At 45.8% G+C, this 22,795-nt stretch carries 21 protein-coding genes; 8 read left to right on the top strand and 13 right to left on the bottom strand.

What is annotated here, in order from left to right:
* Positions 1-87 precede the first annotated feature (87 nt).
* Positions 88-435, bottom strand: coding sequence for a RidA family protein (locus APB76_RS13220; RefSeq protein WP_054963452.1), 348 nt, complete (start codon positions 433-435; stop codon positions 88-90).
* Positions 436-500: 65 nt separating this feature from the next.
* On the opposite strand from APB76_RS13220, the gene APB76_RS13225 reads away from it, so the two are divergent.
* Positions 501-761: a DUF3624 domain-containing protein gene (locus APB76_RS13225; RefSeq protein ID WP_054963453.1), complete on the top strand. Its 261-nt coding sequence runs from the start codon at positions 501-503 to the stop codon at positions 759-761.
* 196 nt (positions 762-957) lie between these two features.
* Here the strand turns inward: APB76_RS13225 and argH are convergent, their stop codons facing one another.
* The 4 genes from argH to argC all read right to left on the bottom strand — a co-directional run bounded on the left by argH (position 958) and on the right by argC (position 6,229).
* Positions 958-2,832, bottom strand: coding sequence for an argininosuccinate lyase (argH, locus tag APB76_RS13230; protein WP_054963451.1), 1,875 nt, complete (start codon positions 2,830-2,832; stop codon positions 958-960).
* Positions 2,833-3,079: 247 nt separating this feature from the next.
* On the bottom strand, positions 3,080-4,294 hold the full coding sequence (locus APB76_RS13235) for an argininosuccinate synthase (RefSeq protein WP_049842991.1): 1,215 nt from the start codon (positions 4,292-4,294) through the stop codon (positions 3,080-3,082).
* 117 nt (positions 4,295-4,411) lie between these two features.
* The gene (gene argB / locus APB76_RS13240; RefSeq protein ID WP_054963450.1) at positions 4,412-5,203 is read right to left on the bottom strand and encodes an acetylglutamate kinase; all 792 of its coding nucleotides are present in this window, start codon (positions 5,201-5,203) and stop codon (positions 4,412-4,414) included.
* 21 nt (positions 5,204-5,224) lie between these two features.
* Positions 5,225-6,229, bottom strand: a complete 1,005-nt coding sequence (gene argC / locus APB76_RS13245; RefSeq protein ID WP_054963449.1) for an N-acetyl-gamma-glutamyl-phosphate reductase — start codon at positions 6,227-6,229, stop codon at positions 5,225-5,227.
* A 153-nt stretch (positions 6,230-6,382) separates the two neighbouring features.
* On the opposite strand from argC, the gene argE reads away from it, so the two are divergent.
* The 3 genes from argE (at position 6,383) to APB76_RS13260 (ending at position 11,549) form a co-directional block, all read left to right on the top strand.
* Positions 6,383-7,519, top strand: a complete 1,137-nt coding sequence (gene argE / locus APB76_RS13250; protein WP_054963448.1) for an acetylornithine deacetylase — start codon at positions 6,383-6,385, stop codon at positions 7,517-7,519.
* A gap of 434 nt (positions 7,520-7,953) precedes the next feature.
* Complete coding sequence (ppc, locus tag APB76_RS13255; RefSeq protein WP_054963447.1) at positions 7,954-10,587, top strand: phosphoenolpyruvate carboxylase; 2,634 nt, start codon at positions 7,954-7,956, stop codon at positions 10,585-10,587.
* Positions 10,588-11,009: 422 nt separating this feature from the next.
* Positions 11,010-11,549, top strand: a complete 540-nt coding sequence (locus APB76_RS13260) for a PadR family transcriptional regulator (RefSeq protein ID WP_054963446.1) — start codon at positions 11,010-11,012, stop codon at positions 11,547-11,549.
* A 224-nt stretch (positions 11,550-11,773) separates the two neighbouring features.
* On the opposite strand, the gene cysE is transcribed toward APB76_RS13260, so the two are convergent.
* From cysE to epmA, 5 genes are all read right to left on the bottom strand, one after another.
* The gene (gene cysE / locus APB76_RS13265; protein WP_054963445.1) at positions 11,774-12,595 is read right to left on the bottom strand and encodes a serine O-acetyltransferase; all 822 of its coding nucleotides are present in this window, start codon (positions 12,593-12,595) and stop codon (positions 11,774-11,776) included.
* 61 nt (positions 12,596-12,656) lie between these two features.
* Entirely contained in the window at positions 12,657-13,688 is a 1,032-nt protein-coding gene (gene gpsA / locus APB76_RS13270) for an NAD(P)H-dependent glycerol-3-phosphate dehydrogenase (protein ID WP_054963444.1), read from the bottom strand.
* A gap of 172 nt (positions 13,689-13,860) precedes the next feature.
* A complete protein-coding gene (gene secB / locus APB76_RS13275; RefSeq protein WP_054963443.1) occupies positions 13,861-14,328 on the bottom strand; it encodes a protein-export chaperone SecB in 468 nt (155 codons plus the stop codon).
* Positions 14,329-14,486: 158 nt separating this feature from the next.
* On the bottom strand, positions 14,487-14,921 hold the full coding sequence (locus APB76_RS13280) for a rhodanese-like domain-containing protein (protein ID WP_054963442.1): 435 nt from the start codon (positions 14,919-14,921) through the stop codon (positions 14,487-14,489).
* 288 nt (positions 14,922-15,209) lie between these two features.
* Positions 15,210-16,181 carry an elongation factor P--(R)-beta-lysine ligase gene (epmA, locus tag APB76_RS13285; protein ID WP_054963441.1) on the bottom strand — a complete coding sequence of 324 codons (972 nt, stop codon included), beginning with the start codon at positions 16,179-16,181 and terminating at the stop codon, positions 15,210-15,212.
* A 414-nt stretch (positions 16,182-16,595) separates the two neighbouring features.
* On the opposite strand from epmA, the gene frdA reads away from it, so the two are divergent.
* From frdA to frdD, 4 genes are read left to right on the top strand one after another with little or no spacing between them, the layout of a single operon-like run.
* Positions 16,596-18,413: a fumarate reductase (quinol) flavoprotein subunit gene (gene frdA / locus APB76_RS13290; protein WP_054963440.1), complete on the top strand. Its 1,818-nt coding sequence runs from the start codon at positions 16,596-16,598 to the stop codon at positions 18,411-18,413.
* The gene (locus tag APB76_RS13295; protein ID WP_049842980.1) at positions 18,413-19,177 is read left to right on the top strand and encodes a succinate dehydrogenase/fumarate reductase iron-sulfur subunit; all 765 of its coding nucleotides are present in this window, start codon (positions 18,413-18,415) and stop codon (positions 19,175-19,177) included. Before frdA ends, APB76_RS13295 begins: the two co-directional genes overlap by 1 nt.
* 1 nt (position 19,178) lies before the next feature.
* Positions 19,179-19,562: a fumarate reductase subunit FrdC gene (gene frdC / locus APB76_RS13300; protein WP_054963439.1), complete on the top strand. Its 384-nt coding sequence runs from the start codon at positions 19,179-19,181 to the stop codon at positions 19,560-19,562.
* A gap of 12 nt (positions 19,563-19,574) precedes the next feature.
* Complete coding sequence (frdD, locus tag APB76_RS13305; RefSeq protein WP_049842978.1) at positions 19,575-19,952, top strand: fumarate reductase subunit FrdD; 378 nt, start codon at positions 19,575-19,577, stop codon at positions 19,950-19,952.
* A 62-nt stretch (positions 19,953-20,014) separates the two neighbouring features.
* On the opposite strand, the gene hslU is transcribed toward frdD, so the two are convergent.
* The 3 genes from hslU to ftsN all read right to left on the bottom strand — a co-directional run bounded on the left by hslU (position 20,015) and on the right by ftsN (position 22,710).
* Positions 20,015-21,349, bottom strand: a complete 1,335-nt coding sequence (hslU, locus tag APB76_RS13310; protein ID WP_054963438.1) for an HslU--HslV peptidase ATPase subunit — start codon at positions 21,347-21,349, stop codon at positions 20,015-20,017.
* A 52-nt stretch (positions 21,350-21,401) separates the two neighbouring features.
* Positions 21,402-21,944 (bottom strand): ATP-dependent protease subunit HslV, encoded by a 543-nt coding sequence (gene hslV, locus APB76_RS13315; RefSeq protein WP_049842976.1) that lies wholly within the window; start codon positions 21,942-21,944, stop codon positions 21,402-21,404.
* 223 nt (positions 21,945-22,167) lie between these two features.
* Positions 22,168-22,710 (bottom strand): cell division protein FtsN, encoded by a 543-nt coding sequence (ftsN, locus tag APB76_RS13320; protein ID WP_054963437.1) that lies wholly within the window; start codon positions 22,708-22,710, stop codon positions 22,168-22,170.
* Positions 22,711-22,795 lie beyond the last annotated feature (85 nt).

Raw genomic sequence — 22,795 nt, forward strand, 5'->3', positions numbered from 1 at the left:
GCAAAAAATACCCTAATAAGAAAAAAGCCAGTCAGCTTAACTGACTGGCATTAGCTAAGTAGCTCGTTTTTTTCGTCGATCTTGTAGTTACTTTTCTGCAGCAATCACAGAGATTTCAACCAATAAAGCTTCACGCGCCATATCTGCCGTTACACATGCGCGAGCAGGTGCATGACCTTCCGGAACCCAAGCATCCCAAACAGCATTCATTTCTTGGAAATCTTTCATATCCTTGATGTAGATAGTCGCTGAAAGCATATGCTCTTTATCACTACCGGCTTCTAGCAGTAGCACTTCAACCTTATCTAGCATTGTTTGAGTCTGTTCAGTAATGCCTTTAGTTGCATCTGCGCAAACTTGGCCACAAAGGTAGATAGTTCCATTGTGCTTTACAATGCGGCTCATTCGTTGTTTGGTTTGTTGACGTTCGATCATGTTTATCACTTTGAGGTTAATTGAGATATGCTAAGACCTCGTATGTTACCGAATTAACCGCAATCATGACATGTAAATACTGCAGAAATAGTGACTGGTTCTGGAAGAAAATAGGCCGATGCCAACGCTGCATGGATCAGCTCACTGTCTTATCCGTGTTATGTTGGATCGTCTGGTGGGTCGCTTTTCGCGACAACCCTCAGAGCATCGAGTCTATCGCGCTCATTATGGCAGGCTTTGCCTTCAACGGTTTGCTGTTTCTTCACCTCTGGATGCGATTTGTCATCTTGCCTTGGCGAAAAAGGAATGGAAAAGAAGATAAGTAGACGACGCCTAACTCGCTCGCCTATATTTGCTATGCGCTAAAAAGAAAAAAGCCCCAAAACCAATTATGGTTTGGGGCCTTCTTAGATTCTTCTAAGAAAAAGCAGTGGTACTTTAATAGACCGGGCTTTTTCTTAATAGTTCCCAAAATCCTCGATCTTTTTTGATCTTTTATTTGGATCTTTCTGAATCAGTTACTTAGGCAACGTTAACCCTTGCTATTGCTTGCTCGGCAAGGTTCACTTCCAATGCCACCTCATCACATGCGTGTTGTCTTGGGCACTGGTCACAATCTTTAAGCACTTTCTCAGGTAACAAGGACTTCGATGTTGGTAAGAAGGATTGCTTCATAAAGAATTCAGGGGTACGAGTTAGAACAAACACTTTCTTAATTGCCATTTGGCGTGCCTTTTCAACCAGGTACTGAACAATCGCACTGCCTTGCCCCTGACCTTGCCAGCCAGCCTCAACGCCAAGAGTACGTATTTCAGCTAACCCAGAATCATAAACATACAGAGATGCACAACCGGTAATTTCTCCATTGTGTTCAGTAACCGCAAAAGAACCAATATCACGCACTAGCTCACTGCGTGAACGAGGGAGGTTTTCACCTATGTTAGCCCAGTAAGCCACCATGCCTTCTAAAGAGTCAATATCGGTTAATCGAGCTGGTCGGACATTCACTGCTGAAGAGTCACGCTTGATCAGACGACCTTCTGCTTGCTCTACCGCATAAGCCACTTGTTTCGGCGACACTCCCCCAAGCGCACTACGTTTTTCAAGGCAAGATTCGATGGTCAGAATATCGTAGACATCTTCCTCAATCACGGATGAGAACTCTTTTAACTCCGCAATCGATAGCTCTTCGAGTGCGCAAGATTTGGCTATCGCCCCCACGACAGCAACACCAACGATATGGTGCGCTTCTCGGAATGGAATACCTTTCGCGACCAGATAGTCCGCAAGCTCTGTTGCGTTAGCATAGCCTTGCTTCGCCGCCTCTAGTGTACGCTCTCCGTTGACCTTAATCCCATCAAAACACAAAGCAGCCATTTCCATACAGTCGTTCCATGTATCTAGAGCATCGAACAGGCCTTCTTTGTCTTCTTGCATATCTTTGTTATATGCAAGTGGCAACGCTTTTACGGTCATCATCATGCCAGCTAAAGACCCGTAAACGCGCCCTGTCTTACCACGGATAAGCTCTAGAGCATCAGGGTTTTTCTTCTGTGGCATCAGTGACGAGCCTGAGGTCACGGTGTCCGCCAGTTCAATGAAGTTTGATTCACCTGAATTGTAAAAGATCATATCTTCAGCAAGGCGAGATAAATGCAGCATTGAGATTGAAGCCACCGACATCAATTCCATCACATGGTCACGATCTGAGACTGAATCGAGCGAGTTACGATTTGCTCGACGAAAGCCAAGATTGTGCGCGACTTTTTCACGATCGATTGGATAGGCCGTACCTGCCAAAGCACCAGAGCCTAGTGGGCAAGTATCGAGACGATGAATCGCGTCATCAAGACGTGAATAGTCACGCTCAAACATTTCGACATAGGCAAGACACCAATGGGCAAAAGTCACCGGCTGAGCACGCTGCAAATGAGTGTAGCCAGGCAATACAGTGCCTTGATGCTCTTTCGCCACAGCGACCATTTGCGCTTGCAGACGATCAAGTGCCATCAACAACTGCTGCCCCTGCTGGCGGCACCAAAGCTTTAAGTCTGTCGCCACCTGATCATTACGCGAGCGTCCTGTATGAAGTTTTTTACCCAAATCTCCCACTTTTCTGATTAGTTGCTGCTCGACCCATGAATGAATGTCTTCAGCATCTGAACGTAGGATCTGATGAGGATCTTCCATCACTTCAAGCTTGAGTTCATTCAATGCTAGTTCAAGTTTTTGCTGCTCTTGTTCAGTTAATACATCAACAGAGAGTAAAGCCTTTGACCAAGCGATTGAACCAACGATATCTTGTTCAGCTAGTCGGTAATCGAAGCGCAATGAGTCGTTAAAATCTTTGAATCTCGTATCTGCTGCTTGGGTAAATCTTCCGCCCCATAATGCCATCGCGTTTCTCCTGATTACCTGTGCTCACTAGTCGTGCTGGTTAGTAAAATTGCTTTCGTTAACTCTGAATTAGATTCAGTATTGTTTGATGGTTCAAAGTTACGGCAAATGAGAACAAAAATAAAGTATTAATTCACTTTTTTAACATATTTATTCAAAGGTAAATTCTTAAACTAACTCTCTTCTCTGAAAAGAAAAAAGCCCACTTGGCTAACCAAGTGGGCTCTAGATTTCTATCCGTCAGTGGTTATTTCTTCTGACTATTCAGGGCACGGATACGGCTTGATAGCGAGTAAAGACGGATAAAGCCTTCAGCGTGGCTTTGGTCATAAACTTCATCTTCACCAAAGGTCGCAAACTGTTCGCAATAAAGGCTGTTATCAGAACGCTTCTGAGTCACTGTCGCCTGACCTTTGTATAGCTTAACCACGACTTCACCATTCACGTCTTGAGCAAGCTCTTCTGATGCCGCCAGAATTGACTTACATAGCGGAGTAAACCAACGACCGTCATAAACTAGGTGAGAAGCTTTTACACCAAGCTCTTCACGGAACTCAAATGCGGTTTTATCTAGTACAAGTTGCTCTACTGCGCGAAGCGCTTCCATCATGATCGTGCCTCCCGGAGTTTCGTAACAACCACGAGACTTCATCCCTACTAGGCGGTTTTCAACGATATCGATACGTCCAACACCATGCTTCACACCTTTATCATTCAGGTACACTAGTGCGTTGTATGGCGTCATTGTTTCTCCATCGACACCGACAACTTCACCTTTTTCAACTTTTAGTGTCACGTATTCAGCTTCGTTTGGCGCTTGCTCAGGGTCGACTGTCCATGCCCAACAATCTTCGTCTGGCGCATTCCAAGTATCTTCTAACACACCACCTTCTGTAGAGATATGCCAAGCGTTCGCATCACGTGAATAAATTTTCGTTAATGATGCAGTACATGGGATATTACGCTCGGCGAGGTAATCAAGACACTCTTCACGGCTGACAAGATCCCATTCACGCCAAGGGGCAATGACGTGTAAGTCTGGTGCAAGTGCTGCGAAAGCCCCTTCAAAGCGCACCTGGTCGTTACCTTTACCGGTACAGCCATGACAAAGCGCATCAGCACCGACTTGACGCGCGACTTCAACCTGAGCTTTAGCTATAATCGGACGTGCCATTGACGTTCCTAGTAAGTACTTACCTTCATAGTATGCACCTGTTTTTAGTGTAGGGTAGATGTAATCTGCCACCATCTCTTCTTTTAGATCAGCGATATAACACTCTGAAGCACCAGAGGCTTTGGCCTTTTCTTCGATGCCTTCTAGCTCTTCTTCGCCTTGTCCAACATCGGCAACGAACGCGACTACTTCACAATCGTAATTCTCTTTCAGCCATGGAATGATCACTGATGTATCCAGACCGCCAGAGTATGCAACAACTACTTTATTAACTTGAACTTTGCTCATTTTTCTTTCTCCAAATCCCGGCGCTGCGCGTGGCGGTCAGTGCTGCGGGTTACTTCCTGTTTAATCTATTTTTATCGCTCAACGCCTATGCATTCAGCTCTAATTCTTTACTACCAACTACTGTGATAAAAACTGGGTTCCAATGCTCTGTCCGGCAAATAGCTCGGCGAGCTTTTCTGGATAACGCCATGTTGCAACTTCAATTGGTCGACCCAAGTCATTAGCCGCTTCGAGTGCAGCGTTCACTTTGACAATCATGCCATCAGTAATCACATGACCATTGATGAGGTTCTGCGCTTGTTTCTCATCAAGGCTTTTAATCAGATGACCTTTGCCATCCAGTACACCGCTAACATCTGACAAAAGAACCAGTTCAGCATCTAAGGCTCCAGCCACAGCTACCGCCGCTTGGTCTGCATTAACATTCATCATCTGGCCTTGCTCTGTTAGGCCAATAGAGCTGATGATAGGCAGCGCGCCCGTTTGTAAAATCGCTTGCAGCACGGTTGATTCTCCTGGCGTCGCCTTACCTACCGCGCCTAATTCTGGGTCTAGCTCTTTGACATGACATAAGCCACCATCCGCTAAACTCAAACCAACTGCATTAAGGCCATCTTTGATTGCTTGGCCTTGCAACATCTTGTTGGCTGTTCCGGCTAGAGCGCCAGCAATCACTGGAATTTGCTCATAAGGGGTTACACGAAGCCCCTCTTTCTTGACCGTATCAAGTTGCAGCTTCGCCATTAGATCGTCCACCAGATAACCTCCACCGTGAACGATCACAATTCGTCGCTGAGCTTGCTGTTGATATTGGGCAATCGCACCAAATACTTGGCTTAATGTCTCAGTACACGACAGTGCAGCACCGCCTAATTTGATCACTAATGGAGTAAGTTTGTTATCTGTCATTACTTTTCCTTCTCTGCTCAATTAAGCAAGAGCAGTCAGCTCTGGAAATCCGTAGTGGATGTTTAAACACTGCATCGCTTGACTAGATGCACCTTTTAGCAAGTTGTCTATCGCTGAAACAACGATGACGTGCTCGCCTTGAACCTTCCAACCTAAATCGCAGAAAGGTGTATTTTCTACATTTTGAATGTTCGGCAACGCTGACTCTAAAAGACGCACTGCCGATTTATTTTCATAAGCTGCCTTAAACGCAGCGTTAACCTGTTTTTCAGATGTGCCAGCCACCAGCTTGAGCGTAATAGTGGCGAGAATGCCACGCTTAAAATTGCCAAGATGCGGGGTAAAAATCACATCTGTGCCTAAGTGGCTAGCGATTTCCGGCTGATGACGATGATTAAAGACACCGTATGGCTGTAAACTGACCTCACAATAGCTATTGGTCATCGATGCTTTTCTGCCTGCACCGGAAACACCGCTAGTGGCATTAATCACAGGCCATTGAGCCGTATCCACCAAACCCGCTTCGAGTAAAGGCTTAACCGCTAACTGTGAAGCTGTTGGGTAGCAGCCTGGCACCGCTATAAGCTGACTATGTTTAATCGCTTGTGCATTCCACTCAGCCAATCCGTAGGCTGAGTTGTCTAACCAAGCATCATGCTGATGTTCAAAGCCATAAAACTCGCTGTAGAAGCCTTCTTTCTTAACGCGAAAGGCGCCAGACAAATCAAAGACTTGGCAACCTTGCGCCAAAAACAGCGGCGCTAGGTCATGGCTAACTTCATGCGCAGTGGCAAGAAAAACCACATCCGTTTGATTAGCCACAGCTTCAACATCTTTGAGAGGAAGTACTGGTTGACTAATAATTCCAGCCAGCTTGCCGTGAAGCTGCGCGATGTCTTTACCTGCATCAAGGCTATTGGCGGAAACATATAAACCTGATAGCGTAAGTTCAGGGTGTTTATGTACCATCAAAGCAAGCTCTGCTCCGGTATAACCGCTTGCGCCTATGATTGTGGTTTTGAGCATCTCAGACATCCATTTTGAGTAAAAAACGTCATTTCGATAATGACTATAAATTTAAATTATTCAGCTTTTATTGGTTTTTTATTCAATAAAAGTGATTTAATATGTGTTTTACCTTCTTAGCCGAACTCTGTCAACAGGGAATGTAAACTAAATATGCAATTACCAAGTTTTATTGAGGTCTACAGCGGCCTGATTTCTACCTCTTCTATAAGCTCAACGGACTCCAATTGGGATGAAGGCAACGCAAAAGTGATTGAAAAGTTAGCGACTTGGCTGAAAGACGTAGGCTTTGAAGTAAACTTAACTGAAGTAGAAGCGGGCAAATTTAACCTAATCGCCAAAAAAGGCTCTGGTGAAGGCGGACTGCTTTTGGCAGGGCACAGTGATACCGTGCCGTTTGATGAAGGACGTTGGAATTTCGAGCCACACGCATTAACGGAAGCGAACAACCGATTTTATGGCTTGGGTACAGCTGATATGAAAGGCTTTTTTGCCTTTGTTATAGAAGCGGTTAAAAAAGTTGATTGGAGTAAACAGACCAAACCTCTCTATGTGCTCGCAACATGTGATGAAGAGACCACCATGCTGGGTGCTCGTCACTTCACTGAGACAGCTCCATTTAAACCGGATTACTGCATCATAGGTGAACCGACTAGCTTAGTGCCAATTCGAGGTCATAAAGGTCATGTTGCCAATGCGGTGCGAGTGACCGGTAAATCTGGCCACTCATCTGATCCGGCTTTAGGGGTCAATGCTATAGAAATCATGCATGAGGTTCTCTTTGCCTTAATGCAGCTGCGTGACAAGCTGATTAAAGAGTATCATCATCCAGGATTTGCTATCCCTAGCCCGACGTTAAATCTAGGCCACATTCACGGTGGTGACAGTGCTAACCGTATCTGTGGCTGTTGCGAACTGCATTACGATGTTCGTCCTTTGCCGGGGATCAGCCTAGATGGGCTAGATAACATGCTGCGCGGCGCACTCAAAGAAATCGAAGCTAAGTGGCCGGGCAGAATCTCGATCACGCCACTTCACGAGCCTATCCCCGGCTACGAATGTCAGCATGACCATCCATTTATCGGTGGCGTTGAAGAGATCTGTGCTACTAGTTCTGAAACAGTAAACTACTGTACTGAAGCCCCATTCTTGCAGCAGCTATGCCCTACGCTGGTTCTTGGTCCTGGCTCAATTAACCAAGCCCATCAGCCAGATGAATTCCTCGCTTTTGAATTTATTGACCCAACTATCGATGTATTGTCGAAAGCGATGCATAAATATTGTTTTTAAATACAGGGCGCTAACGCTTTGCTGCGGGATGAAGGAAGCGGGAACGGGCTGCGCCCTATGGAGAGCTGGGTATTTTGGGAAGGTTGGCGTATTGCGTCAACCCTTTTGCTGAGAACGCCTCGTTACAGATGAGGGATAAAAAAACGAACTCCTCTCGAAGGACGGAGTCCGATATCGAAGCACAGCGTTCTATAGGGCGCAGCCCGTTCTCGTTTTCCACAGGACGAAGTCCGTTCCTATAGGCGAAGCTCTCTCTCATTCTGTAATAAAATTTCAACATATTTAGTCATTATCGCTATGTGTAAAGCGTTACATTAACTTGCACAATTATTGCAAACTTAGCCTACAGTATTTGACTCACAGCGATATTTTTCGCTAGATTGTCTACTTAACAAGGAACATTGGATGTAATTTTTTTACAAGGCAGGATGATAATGAACGAGAAATACTCTGCGCTCAGAAGCAATGTGAGCATGCTAGGACACTTGCTCGGTAACACCATCAAGGATGCGCACGGTAACGTACTTCTAGAGAAAGTAGAAACCATTCGTAAACTTTCTAAGTCCGCCCTCGCAGGCAATCAACAAGACAGAGATAGCTTGATTGATGAAATTAAAAGCCTGCCAAATGAGCAACTAACCCCGGTTGCTCATGCATTCAACCAATTTCTCAACCTGACCAATATGGCAGAGCAGTATCACACTATCTCTCGCCATTGTGATGCTCATGTTTGTGAACCAGACGCGATTAATTCCCTGTTCTCTAAACTTGCTCAAAATGACATTAGCAAGTTAGATACGGCGCAAGCAGTGCGCGATCTTAATATTGAACTGGTATTGACAGCGCACCCGACAGAAATTACTCGTCGTACCATGATCCACAAATTGGTCAAGATCAATAAGTGCTTGTCTAAGCTAGAGCTTAGCGATCTCTCAGTCAAAGAGCGTCAGAAAACAGAGCGCCGTCTCGAACAACTTATCGCCCAGAGCTGGCACTCAGACACAATTCGTAAGCAGCGTCCGACACCACTTGATGAAGCAAAATGGGGCTTCGCAGTAGTTGAAAACTCACTTTGGGAAGCAGTGCCTGACTTCTTACGTGAACTTGACTTACGTCTAGAAGACCACCTTGGTGAAGGTCTGCCTATCGACGCGCGACCTGTTCATTTCTCCTCTTGGATGGGCGGTGACCGTGACGGCAACCCATTCGTCACCCACACCATCACTCGCGAAGTGTTATTACTTTCACGTTGGAAAGCCGCTGACCTTTACCTCAATGACATCAATGAACTGGTTAGCGAGCTATCGATGACTCAGTGCAATGACGCAGTACGTACCCTAGCCGGTGAAGGTGAACACGAACCTTACCGCGCGGTACTTAAAGAGCTTCGCGCACTACTGAATGAAACCAAAGAGATCCTTGACGCTAAGATCAATGGTCAGAAGCTCGCTGTCAAAGCACCACTGCAACGCGTTGAGCAGCTTTGGGAGCCGCTATACGCATGTTACCAATCACTGCACGAGTGTGGTATGGGGATCATCGCGGACGGCTCACTTCTTGATACATTGCGCCGCATTAAAGCTTTCGGCGTTCACCTAGTTCGTCTCGATGTTCGTCAAGAAAGTACTCGTCATTCAGATGTATTGTCCGAGCTGACTCGCTACCTAGGTATTGGCGATTACGACCAGTGGAGTGAGCAAGATAAAGTTGCTTTCTTAACCAATGAATTGGCATCGAAACGTCCACTACTACCTAGAGACTGGCAGCCGTCAGAAGCGGTTAAAGAAGTCCTCGATACTTGTAAAATAGTTGCTGCGCAGCCGCGTGAAGCGTTTGGTGCCTATGTCATTTCAATGGCCCGTACTGCTTCTGATGTCCTTGCCGTTCACCTGCTTTTGCAAGAATCAGGTTGCCCTTACCGCATGGACGTATGTCCACTGTTCGAAACACTCGATGACTTAAATAATGCCGAGTCCGTTATCAAACAGCTGATGGGCATTGACCTATACCGTGGCTTTATCCAAAACCACCAAATGGTCATGATCGGCTATTCCGACTCTGCTAAAGACGCAGGTGTTATGTCAGCGGGTTGGGCCCAGTACCACGCAATGGAATCACTGGTCAAAGTAGCCGAAGAGGAAGGCGTTGAACTGACTCTATTCCACGGCCGTGGCGGTACTATCGGTCGCGGTGGTGCGCCTGCCCACGCAGCACTACTATCTCAGCCACCAAAAAGCTTGAAAGGTGGTCTACGTGTCACTGAGCAAGGGGAAATGATTCGCTTTAAACTTGGCCTTCCTGAAGTTGCAGTCAACAGCTTTAGCTTGTATGCAAGTGCCATCCTAGAAGCGAACCTGCTGCCACCACCAGAGCCAAAGCAAGAATGGCGTGACTTGATGAACGTATTATCGGAAGTCAGCTGTGAAGCTTATCGTAATGTAATACGTGGTGAAGCAGACTTCGTTCCTTACTTCCGTCAAACCACACCTGAGCTAGAACTGGGTAAACTGCCATTAGGTTCGAGACCGGCGAAACGTAACCCGAAAGGTGGTGTAGAAAGCTTGCGTGCGATTCCTTGGATTTTCTCTTGGAGCCAAAACCGTTTAGTACTTCCAGCTTGGCTCGGCGCTGGTGAAGCAATCCAATACTCGGTAGATAAAGGGCATCAAGCGCTACTAGAAGAGATGTGTCGTGAATGGCCATTCTTCTCGACTCGCCTAGGTATGCTCGAAATGGTCTACACAAAGTGTAATTTGGAGATTTCTCGTTACTACGATGAGCGCTTGGTCGACACTAAGCTATTGCCACTTGGTGATCGTCTACGTGAACAATTGCAAAAAGACATCAAGTCAGTACTTAACGTAGAAAACAATGAGAACCTAATGCAGAGCGATCCATGGGGTCAAGAATCGATTCGTCTACGTAACATCTACGTAGAGCCGTTGAACATGCTGCAAGCTGAATTGCTCTACCGAACTCGTCAAAATGAACAGACTGCACCAGAACTGGAAGAAGCGCTAATGGTAACCATTGCGGGCATCGCCGCAGGTATGCGTAACACAGGTTAATCTTCACTCTAAGACCAAGAAGGTTGGTGTGAAATCACCAACCTTTTTTTATCTCTTAGCGCGCTTTGGTTATAGAAAGTAGAACCACCACTGCGTCATTTTTACCCAATTCACAATACAATCATCTAAATGATGCGCACTATTGAGATTTTTGTCAGTTTTTTGGGATATTTTGTCCTTCTATTCTACTTTATGCTTATTATTTAGATATACTACTTCACCGCTGCGGCAACTTATATAAAATCTTACATGCTACAGCTTTCGATATTTTATTATCGATCCTAGGTGATAAACGGCTTTTTTAGGTGACATGACCAACATTGTTGGTGCCACTTTTTCTACTGATGATCAGTGCCAATCAGAAGCACGACAGAAATTAAGTGGTTGTACTTAGTAGTTTATTGACCATTTGGATTGAAGACATGTCATTACCACACGTTATCTTAACCGTTCTAAGCACTCGCGATGCGACTGGATACGATATTACTAAAGAATTTTCAGCCACTATCGGCTATTTCTGGAAAGCGAGCCACCAGCAAGTTTATCGCGAACTAAATAAAATGGCTCAGAATAACCTAGTCACCTGTGTACTAGAGCCTCAAGAAGGCAAACCAGACCGTAAAGTATATTCAATTACCGACTCTGGCCGTACGGCGCTAGGTGAATGGTTTGACCAACCGACCTCCCACCCAACCGTCCGTGACGAGTTTTCAGCAAAGCTGATGGCTTGTGCAGTACAACCATCAAGTCCATACCGTACTCAACTGGCTGAACTGGTAGAAGAATCGCGCAAACTGGTTGCTCACTACCAAGAAATCGAAAATGCTTACTACTCAACAACAGCAACGCTAGATAAGCAGCAACGTTTAGAGCGCTTAACATTGCGCAGAAACCTGCTTATTCGCCAAGCATGGATTGAGTGGGCTGAAGAAGTTCTTACTGAACTAGACGCTCTAGGTTAAAGCGAGAAGCGAGAAGCGAGAAGCGAGAAGCGAGAAGCGAGAAAAATTTAAAGGCTTGGTGTATTGCACCAAGCCTTTTTTCTTCTAGGTCATCCTCAAGGACGAGTGAGTTGGGGATCTCTTCTAGCGAGTTGAGAACCGTAAGAGATTCCCTACTCGCTCCTTCGTCCCTCTACGGAATGACAAACTCTCTTCCTCTCGAAAGACGAAGTCCGTTCTAGCTTTTAGATCCCATCCCCACCAATAAAGCTTTGTGAACGACCATTAAATTGTTGATCCATATCCAGAGATGGCTTGTCAGTCTTGGGTCGACCCACAATCTTAGCTGGAACACCAGCCACTGTGGTATGGGCAGGGACTGGCTGAAGCACTACAGAGCAAGAACCAATTTTGGCACCCTCTCCGACTTCAATATTACCTAGGATTTTAGCACCCGCACCAATCATTACACCTTCGCGGATTTTCGGGTGACGGTCACCGCACTCTTTGCCTGTACCACCTAGGGTGACATCTTGGAGAATCGAGACATCATTCTCAACAATTGCGGTTTCACCAATAACAATACCAGTAGCGTGGTCTAACATAATGCCTCGACCAATCTTAGCTGCAGGGTGAATATCTACCTGACACGCGACCGAAATTTGGTTTTGCAAATACGTGGCAAGAGCAATACGACCTTGCTTCCAAAGCCAATTAGCCACTCTATAGCCCTGTAAGGCATGGTAACCTTTCAAATACAGCAATGGCATAGAATACATTGCGACAGCGGGGTCTCGGTTAACCGTAGCACAGATATCACAAGCCGCAGAAGCACTAATACTTGGGTCAGAGTTTAGGGCTTCTTCAACCACTTCCCTGACTGCCATCGCTGGCATCGACACCGTATTAAGTTTATTCGCTAGAATATAACTTAACGCCGCGCTCAAACTATCATGCTTAATGATGGTCGCATGATAGAAGCTTGCTAACATTGGCTCTTGCTCAGAAAGCTCTCTTGCTTCCTTAACAATGGTTTGCCAAACCTTCTGTTTCTCACAATGTTTCATGAAATATCCTAGTACTGAATCCCTAGTATCTAGATACAAAGTCCAGTATTGCTGTTGTCTTCTATGCTTCCGCTTTCTTATCGCGAGCGAGCAAATCTTTCGCTGCTAAGTTTGCATCCTTCCCTTGATACAATACTTGATATATTTGGTCAACAATTGGCATCTCAACACCCATACGCTCTGCCAATAAATACACCTCTTTGGTATTGCGATAACCTTCAACAACTTGGCCAATTTCATCTTGTGCCGTATCGACATCTTTGCCCTGACCTAGTGCTAAGCCAAAGCGGCGATTACGAGATTGGTTATCGGTACATGTCAGTACCAAATCACCCAATCCTGCCATACCCATAAAGGTTTCTGGCTGTGCACCTAACGCAGCACCCAAACGGGTCATCTCTGCTAAACCGCGAGTGATCAATGCCGTACGCGCATTGGCACCAAAACCAATACCATCAGACATACCTGCGCCAATCGCAATCACGTTCTTCACTGCACCGCCTAATTGCATACCGATGAAGTCACTGTTTGCGTAGACACGGAAAGTTTTGCTGCAATGGATTTTTTCTTGTAGATCAGCCACAAAGTCGTTGTCTGGTGAAGCAACAGAAATCGCTGTCGGCATGCCCATCGCCAACTCTTTGGCAAAGGTTGGCCCAGACAGAACCGCCAATGAGTGTCCCTCACCTAAGGCTTCATTTGCAACGTCTTTAAGCAGGCGACCCGTTTCAGGTTCTAGTCCTTTGGTTGCCCAGCAAATACGTGAATCGTCTCTTAAATGTGGTTTCACATTATTTAGCACAATACCAAATACATGACTTGGTACCACAACCAGCAAATCACGACTGGCTTGAACCGCTTTTTCTAAGTCAGATTCCACAATCAATGATTTAGGAAACTCAATCCCGGGTAGAAACTCATGGTTAGCACGATCAGCTTCCAAACGTGCCATATGTTCAGCTTCATGGCCCCAAATTATTACGTTTGCACCATTGCGTGCTAAAGAAATAGCAAGCGAAGTGCCATAGGAACCAGCACCGAGTACTGTCATGGTGATGTCTTTACCGTAGGCATTATTAGTCTTATCTTTCATTATTCCGCCTGATTATCATTAGGGGTGACTAGAATCTTGCCGCTAACCATGAACAGAGCTGCTTAAAGCCAGTCGCAAAAACCCAGTGCTACAAACAAAAAATGCACATCGCATCAAGAAAAGACGCTCTGTGCATTTTATACCACACCTCCGTCGCCAGAGGTGTTAATCATTACGCTTCAGCTTGGTCTTCTTGCTGAGCTTGCTGCTGTAGGTAGTTCATAAACAGAGCGTCGAAGTTAACTGGTGCTAGGTTAAGTTGTGGGAACGTACCTTTAACTACTAGGCTGGAGATAGTTTCACGAGCGTAAGGGAATAAGATGTTCGGACAGAATGCACCTAGACAATGTGCAAGTTGACCCGCTTCCATTTGTTCAGCCGTGAAGATACCACCTTGTTGAACTTCACATAGGAATGCAGTGTCTTCAGCGTTCTTAACTGTTACCGTTAGGCGTAGAACAACTTCGTACACACCTTCACCTAATTCACGGCTTTGAGTGTCTAGATCAAGCTTAACATCTGGGTTCCACTCTTTTTGGAACATATCTGGTGAGTTTGGCGCTTCAAAAGAGACGTCTTTAAGGAAGATACGTTGAATTGCGAAGTTTTGCGCTTCTTGTTGTGGTGCTGCTTCAGCCATTTTAAAAATCCTTTAATCCTGCGATAAATAGTCTGATTGGAGACTAACTGAGAGAGCATGCTATGACTAGGATTCCAGTGAATTTCGTGGAACTCTTCACATCTCTCCAAAACAAACGCTGACTTTTCAATCAGCGTTTAAGACATTCGGTGTTTGAATTACTTCTTACCTTTCACTAAAGGCATGTTTGCTTCACTCCAAGCAATCAAACCATTTTTAAGCAGGCTTACATTCTCAAACCCTGCTTTAGCAAGAAGGTTAGCGCTCTCTTGAGCGGTTTGACCTGTCTTACACACTACAATGATTGGGTCTGATTTGCGGTTTTCAAGGCTACCAAAGTTACCCGCTTTGATATCCGACGGCAAAATGTGAACTGCATCGGTAATGTGACCTTTACGGAACTCGTCTTTACTACGAATATCAACCACAACACCACTTTCATGATTCATAAGTTGAGTGGTATGTGCTGCAGTAATTTCTTTGTAAGCTGCTGTCGTTGATTTAACAATATTCATGATAAGGGCGACCAATAGACCGGCCCATACCAGAGATAGAATCATGTTCTCTTGAAAAAATGCGATGTACTCTTGCATGTCCTGTGCTCTTTGATGATAGAGCTGCTACTTCAACAATGAAGGATGTATTCCCAAAATAGTTGGAGTTGCAGCTAGGCGACAAGCCAATTCAGCCCTATGAGCATAGTAGTCCTATGTGATTAGGGCGGCCGGCGATCCGGTGAATTGGCGTAGTCAACAACGCTGCGGCTTCAACAATGAAGGGAATAGCAGCTCTAGACTAAAAATTCAGATTGGAAGTATAGCGAGGTTAAGATGCCTACGCGAGTCAATTACACTCAGAATAAGAATCTGTTGCACATTTCCTTACGCTATCGGAAACGGAAACGCCGTGACCTGATCAATATGATCGCAACCGATCGCGAGCATGATTAAGCGATCGACCCCTAGTGCCACTCCTGCACATTCAGGTAAACCTGACTTGAGTGCTGCTATCAAATGATGATCGATAGGTTGTGGGGTTAGTCCCATCTCAAGACGTTTAGCGTTGTCTTGTTCAAAGCGCTTTAGTTGTTCTTGCGGATCATCAAGCTCATGGAAGCCGTTCGCTAGTTCTATGCCTTTAAAGTAAACCTCAAAGCGATCAGCAACACGTGAGTCTTGCTTATTGATCTTCGCCAGTGCCGCTTGGGAAGCCGGGAAGTCGTAAACAAAAGCAGGAACGCTTTGGCCTATCTTACCTTCGACACCAATACTAAATAGTAGTTGAAGCAAGGTATCACGATCTTTTTCTGGCTGCGCAATATCACTTAAGCCTAGCTTCTCGGCTGCTAGCTTTAGCTCTGCCATTGTGTCTTCTAATGGGCAGACGCCGAGTACATCAATAAAAGCTTGTTGATAGGTCATTCGCTCCGCTTGAGCACATTCAAGAACGACTTGCAGTAAAGCCTCCATTTCATCCATCAGTTTATGGTGATCAAAGCCGACTCGGTACCATTCCAGCATGGTGAACTCTGGGTTATGGAAACGACCATTCTCTTCGTTGCGAAACGCTTTGTTAATCTGATAGATACAACCACTACCCGCTGCCAGCAATCGCTTCATATGAAATTCAGGGCTAGTCATTAAATAGAGTTTGCTGCCATCCGCATATCCCGGACCTATAAACTCGGTCTGAAAAGTATGTAGGTGAATATCAGTCACTGTCGCATGGCTCATTGCTGGAGTATCGACCTCCAACACGTTTCGCTCAGCAAAGAACCGCCGTATTTGCGCAAGCACGTTCGCACGCTGTCTAAGTTGCTCTATCGACGCTGTTGGCTGCCACTGATCACTCATAACTAAAATCTCATTGCTTTATCTGGCTGAGAAAATATCAAGTTTCCTAGTTCTTGCCTAGCAAAATACTCAGCAGCAAATCAAGCCAAGTTTGGTCAACAATGAAGCAAGCTTTCAACGTACCACAGTACAAAATGTCCAGCTTAAGATGTGAGTTATCATCCACACTAATGTCACGTAACAGACACTTAACACACCCAAACTATCTACTGAACTATCCATCATTTCTTGCCGTGATAGCAATCACATAACCTATATTTTTTATGCCTTTGCTTGCATTACCGGAGCAAAAACCTAAATACGTCAACTTTTCTGAAAACTAGCTCTTCTACACTACCCCTACCACTTTTGGGGAATTACCCCATTTAACTATAACAAGCGGAAAATTCCGCAATTTCACACTGGAGGATAACTGTGCAAATTATCACCACAGATATCGCAGTCATCGGCGCAGGCGGCGCTGGTCTTCGCACTGCTATTGCAGCAGCTGAAGCAAACCCTGACTTAGAAATTGCTCTAATTTCGAAAGTTTACCCTATGCGTTCTCACACAGTCGCAGCGGAGGGTGGCTCGGCAGCAGTTATCAAGGATGAAGATAGCCTAGACAACCACTTCAACGACACTGTTGGCGGTGGCGACTGGCTATGTGAACAGGACGTTGTTGAATATTTTGTAGAAAACGCGACTCGCGAAATGATCCAAATGGAACAATGGGGTTGTCCATGGAGTCGTAAAGAGAACGGTGAAGTCAACGTACGCCGCTTTGGCGGAATGAAAGTTGAGCGCACTTGGTTCGCAGCCGATAAAACCGGCTTCCACATGCTTCACACCCTATTCCAGACATCAATGAAGTACGACAACATCAAGCGTTTTGATGAGTACTTCGTGGTGGATCTACTTGTTGATGAAGGTGAGGTTCAAGGCCTGATCGCGATTCACATGTCAGAAGGTGAGCTAGTTACCATCAAAGCAAAATCTGTTGTACTCGCAACAGGTGGTGCAGGCCGCGTTTACCACTGTAACACCAATGGCGGTATCGTAACGGGTGACGGTATGGCAATGGCTTACCGTCATGGCGTGCCTCTACGTGATATGGAGTTCGTTCAATACCACCCAACAGGTCTTCCTGGTACGGGTATCCTAATGACCGAAGGCTGTCGGGGTGAAGGTGGTATCATCGTTAACAAGAATGGCTACCGTTATCTACAAGACTACGGCATGGGCCCTGAGACTCCAGTTGGCCAGCCGAAGAACAAATACATGGAACTGGGTCCACGTGATAAAGTTTCTCAAGCTTTCTGGCACGAGCAGCAGAAAGGCAACACTATTAAACATCCTCTAGGTGATGTGGTTCACCTAGACCTTCGCCACCTTGGTGAAGAGTACCTGCAAGAGCGTCTACCGTTTATCTGCGAGCTAGCGAAAGCTTATGTCAACGTTGATCCTGCAAAAGAGCCAATTCCAATCCGCCCTACCGTTCACTACACCATGGGTGGTATTGAAACGAACGGCGAATGTGAAACTCGCATTAAAGGCCTATTTGCTGTTGGTGAGTGTGCGTCAGTTGGTCTGCACGGTGCAAACCGCCTAGGCTCCAACTCGCTGGCTGAGTTTGTGGTATTCGGCCGCGTAGCGGGTGAACAAGCAGTGAAACGCGCAGCGGAATTCAAAGGCTGGAACGAAGAGTCTATTGCCGCTCAAGTCAAAGATGTTGAGCAACGTATCGCCGCGCTAATGAACCAAGAAGGCGATGAAAACTGGGCAGATATCCGCACAGAAATGGGGCATACCATGGAAGCTGGCTGTGGTATCTACCGTCAAGAAGATTTGATGCAAGCCACCATTGATAAAATCACTGAGTTGAAAGAGCGTTACAAGCGCATCAGCATCAAAGATAAAGGCAAAGTGTTCAACACTGACCTTCTGTACGCTATTGAAGTGGGCTACGGCCTAGAAGTGGCAGAAGCTATGGTTCACTCTGCAATTCTGCGTAAAGAGTCTCGTGGTGCCCATCAGCGTCTAGACGATGGCTGCACTGAACGTGATGACGTTGAGTTCCTTAAACACTCTCTGGCTTTCTTTAAGCAAGATGCCGCACCAAATATCGACTACAGTAATGTGACCATCACTAAGTCACAACCTAAAGCTCGTCTTTACGGTGAAGCAGCAGAGAAAGCAGCCGCTGAAGAAGCAGCGCAAGCGGCGCAAAAGAACGCAGAGGAGCAAGCATAATGTCAGCAAATCGCATCCAAAAAGTAGAGGTTCTGCGTTACGACCCAGAGAAAGACGCGGAACCGCATTTTCAGACCTTTGAGGTTCCGTTCGATGAAACCATGTCGACCTTAGATGCACTCGGCTACATCAAAGATAACCTAGACAAAGACCTTTCATACCGCTGGTCTTGCCGTATGGCTATCTGTGGCTCGTGCGGCATCATGGTAAACGGCGTACCTAAGCTGGCATGTAAGAGCTTCTTACGTGATTACCCGAATGGCGTGAAGATTGAGCCACTGGCAAACTTCCCGATTGAGAAAGACTTAATCGTTGATATGACGCCGTTCATTGAGCGTCTTGAAGCGATCAAACCTTACATCATTGGTAACGATCGCAAGCCAGAAGATGGTACTAACATTCAAACGCCTGAGCAGATGGCTAAATACAAGCAGTTCGCTGGCTGTATCAACTGTGGTCTATGTTACGCAGCTTGTCCGCAGTTTGGCCTCAATCCTGAGTTCATCGGTCCAGCTGCACTTACGCTAGCGCATCGCTACAACCTCGATAGCCGCGACAATGGTAAATCTGAGCGTATGGAACTCATAAATGGTGAAAACGGCGCATGGGGCTGTACCTTCGTTGGTTACTGCTCAGACGTATGTCCGAAGAACGTAGACCCAGCGGCAGCGGTAAACCAAGGTAAAGTTGAGTCATCTATGGACTTTGTGATTTCAATGTTCAAGCCTGATGGCACCCCAACAAAAACAGCAGAGGAGGCGTAAGATGAGCAACCGTAAACCTTACGTTCGTGAAGTAAAGCGAACTTGGTGGAAGAACCATCCGTTTTACCGCTTCTACATGCTTCGTGAAGCAACTGTACTGCCATTGATTCTTTTTACTATTTTCCTAACTTTCGGTTTGGGTTCTTTAGTGAAAGGTCCTGAAGTTTGGCAAGGTTGGCTAGAGTTTATGGCAAACCCTATCGTAGTAGCGATTAACATCGTTGCCCTGCTTGGTAGCCTGCTTCATGCTCAAACTTTCTTTAGCATGATGCCTCAAGTAATGCCAATTCGCTTAAAAGGTAAGCCAGTGGATAAGAAGATCATTGTGCTAACTCAGTGGGCTGCCGTGGCATTTATTTCACTAATCGTCTTAGTCGTGGTGTAAGGAGCGTAAACGATGAAACCTAATTACTCTGTAGATAGAGCTCCTAAACGTTCTGATGAGCCAATCTGGTGGGGCCTATTTGGTGCTGGCGGTACTTGGTTTGCGATGATCACACCGATTACTGTGCTTGTACTGGGTATCTTAGTACCACTTGGTGTAATTGACGCGCAAGCATTGAGCTACGAGCGTGTGGCAGATTTTGCTACGAGCATTATTGGCGCACTGTTTATCATTGGCACGCTAGCCCTACCAATGTGGCATGCCATGCACCGTGTCCATCATGGTATGCACGACCTGAAATTCCACACGGGTTTGGTCGGCAAGATCGCTTGTTACGCTTTTGCAGGTCTGATTTCTGTACTCGCAGTGATTTTTATCTTTATGATCTAATCACTAACCTGTAGATAAAACAAAGCCCGCTCAATTGAGCGGGCTTTATCTTTTTAATTCGATTACAGGATAAAACGACTTAGATCTTCATCTTCAATCGTATCTCCAAGCTTGCCTTTCACATACTCAGAATCAATCGTAAGCTTAGAGCCAGCTTTATCCGTAGCTTCAAACGAGATCTCATCCATCAAGCGCTCCATTACTGTGTGTAAGCGGCGAGCACCGATGTTTTCTGTTGTCTCATTCACTGTCCAAGCAGCTTCTGCGATCTGGGTAATACCATCTTCGGTAAACTCAATATGAACATCCTCTGTCTTCATTAGCGCAACGTATTGCTCTGTCAGTGACGCTTTAGGCTCTGTCAGGATGCGTTTGAAGTCATGACTTGAAAGCGCTTCTAGCTCGACACGAATTGGCAAGCGGCCTTGCAGTTCAGGGATCAGATCAGATGGCTTAGCTACTTGGAATGCTCCTGAAGCAACAAATAAAATGTGGTCTGTTTTTACCATGCCATGCTTCGTTGAAACCGTGCTACCTTCAATAAGTGGTAGTAAGTCGCGTTGTACACCTTCACGAGAGACATCAGGGCCAGAACTTTCACCACGCTTACAAATTTTGTCGATCTCATCGATAAATACGATACCATTGTTCTCAACGTTAAAGATCGCTTGCTCTTTCAGCTCTTCTTGGTTTACGAGTTTCGCGGCTTCTTCTTCCGTCAGTGCTTTGAATGCTTCTTTGATCTTCAACTTACGCTTCTTCTTGGTGTCGCCCGCTAAGTTTTGGAACATACCTTGAAGTTGGTTGGTCATCTCTTCCATACCCGGAGGAGCCATGATCTCAACACCCATTTGCGGCGCAGCGACATCAATTTCGATCTCTTTGTCATCTAATTTGCCTTCGCGCAACTTCTTGCGAAAGGTTTGGCGTGTATTTGAAGTACTTTCATCTTGCTGCTCGTTTTGTCCCCAAGCATCACGTGCTGGCGGCAATAATGCGTCTAGAATACGCTCTTCAGCTTGCTCTTCTGCGCGAAATTTTACTTTTTCCATCGCTTGTTGATGAGTCATCTTAATCGCTACATCGGTTAGATCGCGGATAATAGTCTCCACTTCCTTACCCACATAACCTACCTCAGTAAATTTAGTCGCTTCGACCTTGATGAAAGGTGCATTTGCCAATTTCGCTAAGCGACGAGCAATTTCAGTTTTACCTACACCAGTTGGGCCAATCATCAGAATATTTTTTGGCGTCACTTCAACTCGCAAACTCTCTTCAAGCTGCATACGGCGCCAACGGTTACGCAGGGCAATGGCCACTGAACGTTTCGCATTTTCTTGACCAATAATATGGCGGTTCAGTTCATGGACAATTTCGCGTGGAGTCATTTCAGACATAGTCAATTTCCTTAAATTCTTTAGCTACTATCTTTGCTTATTCAGCCTTTAGTTACTCTGCTTGAGTGGCCGGAATTTCTAGTTCTTCGATAGTGTGATGATGATTAGTGAATACGCAGATATCACCAGCAATTTTGAGTGATTTCTCAGCGACTTCACGCGCATCTAGTTCGGTATTTTCGAGGAGTGCGGTGGCTGCTGCTTGGGCGAAATTACCACCAGAACCAATAGCAATCAGATCGTTTTCAGGCTGCACTACATCACCATTACCAGTAATGATCAATGATGCAGTCTCATCGGCAACCGCCAATAGCGCCTCAAGTTTGCGTAACGCCCGATCGCTACGCCAATCTTTAGCTAGCTCTACAGCCGCCTTAGTCAGGTGACCTTGGTGCATTTGCAACTTGCTTTCAAACTTTTCAAACAGCGTGAAGGCATCTGCTGTGCCACCAGCAAAGCCAGCGAGAACCTTGTTGTTGTACAGGCGGCGCACCTTACGAGCATTGCCCTTCATTACTGTGTTACCCAAAGATACTTGTCCATCACCAGCGATGACGACTTTGTTATTACGACGTACAGATACAATGGTAGTCACGAGTAGGGCCTCATAGTTGTTTTAATCTCAGTGTTAAGGATTATATGAGGTTAAAGATAGAGGAATTCAAGGGGAGAGATGCGGGATGCGGGATGCGGGATTTTTTATCCTTTCCATAGCGAAGCGTTCCATAGGACGTAGTCCGTTCCAGTTATCCACAAGCGGAGCGCTCCATCAGCGCAGCCAATAAAAAACGAACCCATCAGGGTTCGTTTTAATATTCTTACTGCGTTTCTTTCCAAATCGCACACGGCTCAATCTTGGCTCGTTGCAATTTATGCTTATCACGTTCTGCATCACGTTTAAACTTGTAAGGACCGAGTACTACGCGATACCAACTGCTACCTTCTTTCTTACGAATCTTACTGTTGATGCCTTGGAAAGCGATATCTAGCTTGCGCGTTTCAGCTTGCTGCGCCGTTTTATAGGCACCACACTGCATGATATAGGGAATATCTGAGACTACCTGCTCTTTGGCTTTTACCTCAACCTCGCGACTTGGCAAGGTGTCTACATAATCCCACTTCTCTTCTGGAGGTGGTGGCAGTTTCGCTTGTGGCTTTGGCTTCGGTTTTACTGACTCAGCAACTGGTACAGGTGGTTCTGGGTCATTACTGAGAATGTACAACCCATAGCCAAATACGCTCGCCAACAAAATCGCCAATAAACCACTGCGCCATGGTTTACGACGTGGGGCAGACTTTTTCTTCGCAGGCTTGCGGCTACTTCCGCCACGGCCTCTTTTTACGTAATCTCGATTCGCCACTAGTTAACATCAATACCATCAATTACCACTGCCGATATGTTAATGCAGATTGTTGACTTATGACAGAGTAGAAATGGAAGCGGCG

The organism is Vibrio bivalvicida, from assembly GCF_001399455.2.
GTDB lineage: Bacteria > Pseudomonadota > Gammaproteobacteria > Enterobacterales > Vibrionaceae > Vibrio > Vibrio bivalvicida.

Bases quoted from the DNA above. Each gene is read 5' to 3' on its own strand.
- APB76_RS13220 (WP_054963452.1), bottom strand. From the start codon at position 435: ATGATCGAACGTCAACAAACCAAACAACGAATGAGCCGCATTGTAAAG.
- APB76_RS13225 (WP_054963453.1), top strand. From the start codon at position 501: ATGACATGTAAATACTGCAGAAATAGTGACTGGTTCTGGAAGAAAATA.
- argH (WP_054963451.1), bottom strand. From the start codon at position 2,832: ATGGCATTATGGGGCGGAAGATTTACCCAAGCAGCAGATACGAGATTC.
- APB76_RS13235 (WP_049842991.1), bottom strand. From the start codon at position 4,294: ATGAGCAAAGTTCAAGTTAATAAAGTAGTTGTTGCATACTCTGGCGGT.
- argB (WP_054963450.1), bottom strand. From the start codon at position 5,203: ATGACAGATAACAAACTTACTCCATTAGTGATCAAATTAGGCGGTGCT.
- argC (WP_054963449.1), bottom strand. From the start codon at position 6,229: ATGCTCAAAACCACAATCATAGGCGCAAGCGGTTATACCGGAGCAGAG.
- argE (WP_054963448.1), top strand. From the start codon at position 6,383: ATGCAATTACCAAGTTTTATTGAGGTCTACAGCGGCCTGATTTCTACC.
- ppc (WP_054963447.1), top strand. From the start codon at position 7,954: ATGAACGAGAAATACTCTGCGCTCAGAAGCAATGTGAGCATGCTAGGA.
- APB76_RS13260 (WP_054963446.1), top strand. From the start codon at position 11,010: ATGTCATTACCACACGTTATCTTAACCGTTCTAAGCACTCGCGATGCG.
- cysE (WP_054963445.1), bottom strand. From the start codon at position 12,595: ATGAAACATTGTGAGAAACAGAAGGTTTGGCAAACCATTGTTAAGGAA.
- gpsA (WP_054963444.1), bottom strand. From the start codon at position 13,688: ATGAAAGATAAGACTAATAATGCCTACGGTAAAGACATCACCATGACA.
- secB (WP_054963443.1), bottom strand. From the start codon at position 14,328: ATGGCTGAAGCAGCACCACAACAAGAAGCGCAAAACTTCGCAATTCAA.
- APB76_RS13280 (WP_054963442.1), bottom strand. From the start codon at position 14,921: ATGCAAGAGTACATCGCATTTTTTCAAGAGAACATGATTCTATCTCTG.
- epmA (WP_054963441.1), bottom strand. From the start codon at position 16,181: ATGAGTGATCAGTGGCAGCCAACAGCGTCGATAGAGCAACTTAGACAG.
- APB76_RS13295 (WP_049842980.1), top strand. From the start codon at position 18,413: ATGTCAGCAAATCGCATCCAAAAAGTAGAGGTTCTGCGTTACGACCCA.
- frdC (WP_054963439.1), top strand. From the start codon at position 19,179: ATGAGCAACCGTAAACCTTACGTTCGTGAAGTAAAGCGAACTTGGTGG.
- frdD (WP_049842978.1), top strand. From the start codon at position 19,575: ATGAAACCTAATTACTCTGTAGATAGAGCTCCTAAACGTTCTGATGAG.
- hslU (WP_054963438.1), bottom strand. From the start codon at position 21,349: ATGTCTGAAATGACTCCACGCGAAATTGTCCATGAACTGAACCGCCAT.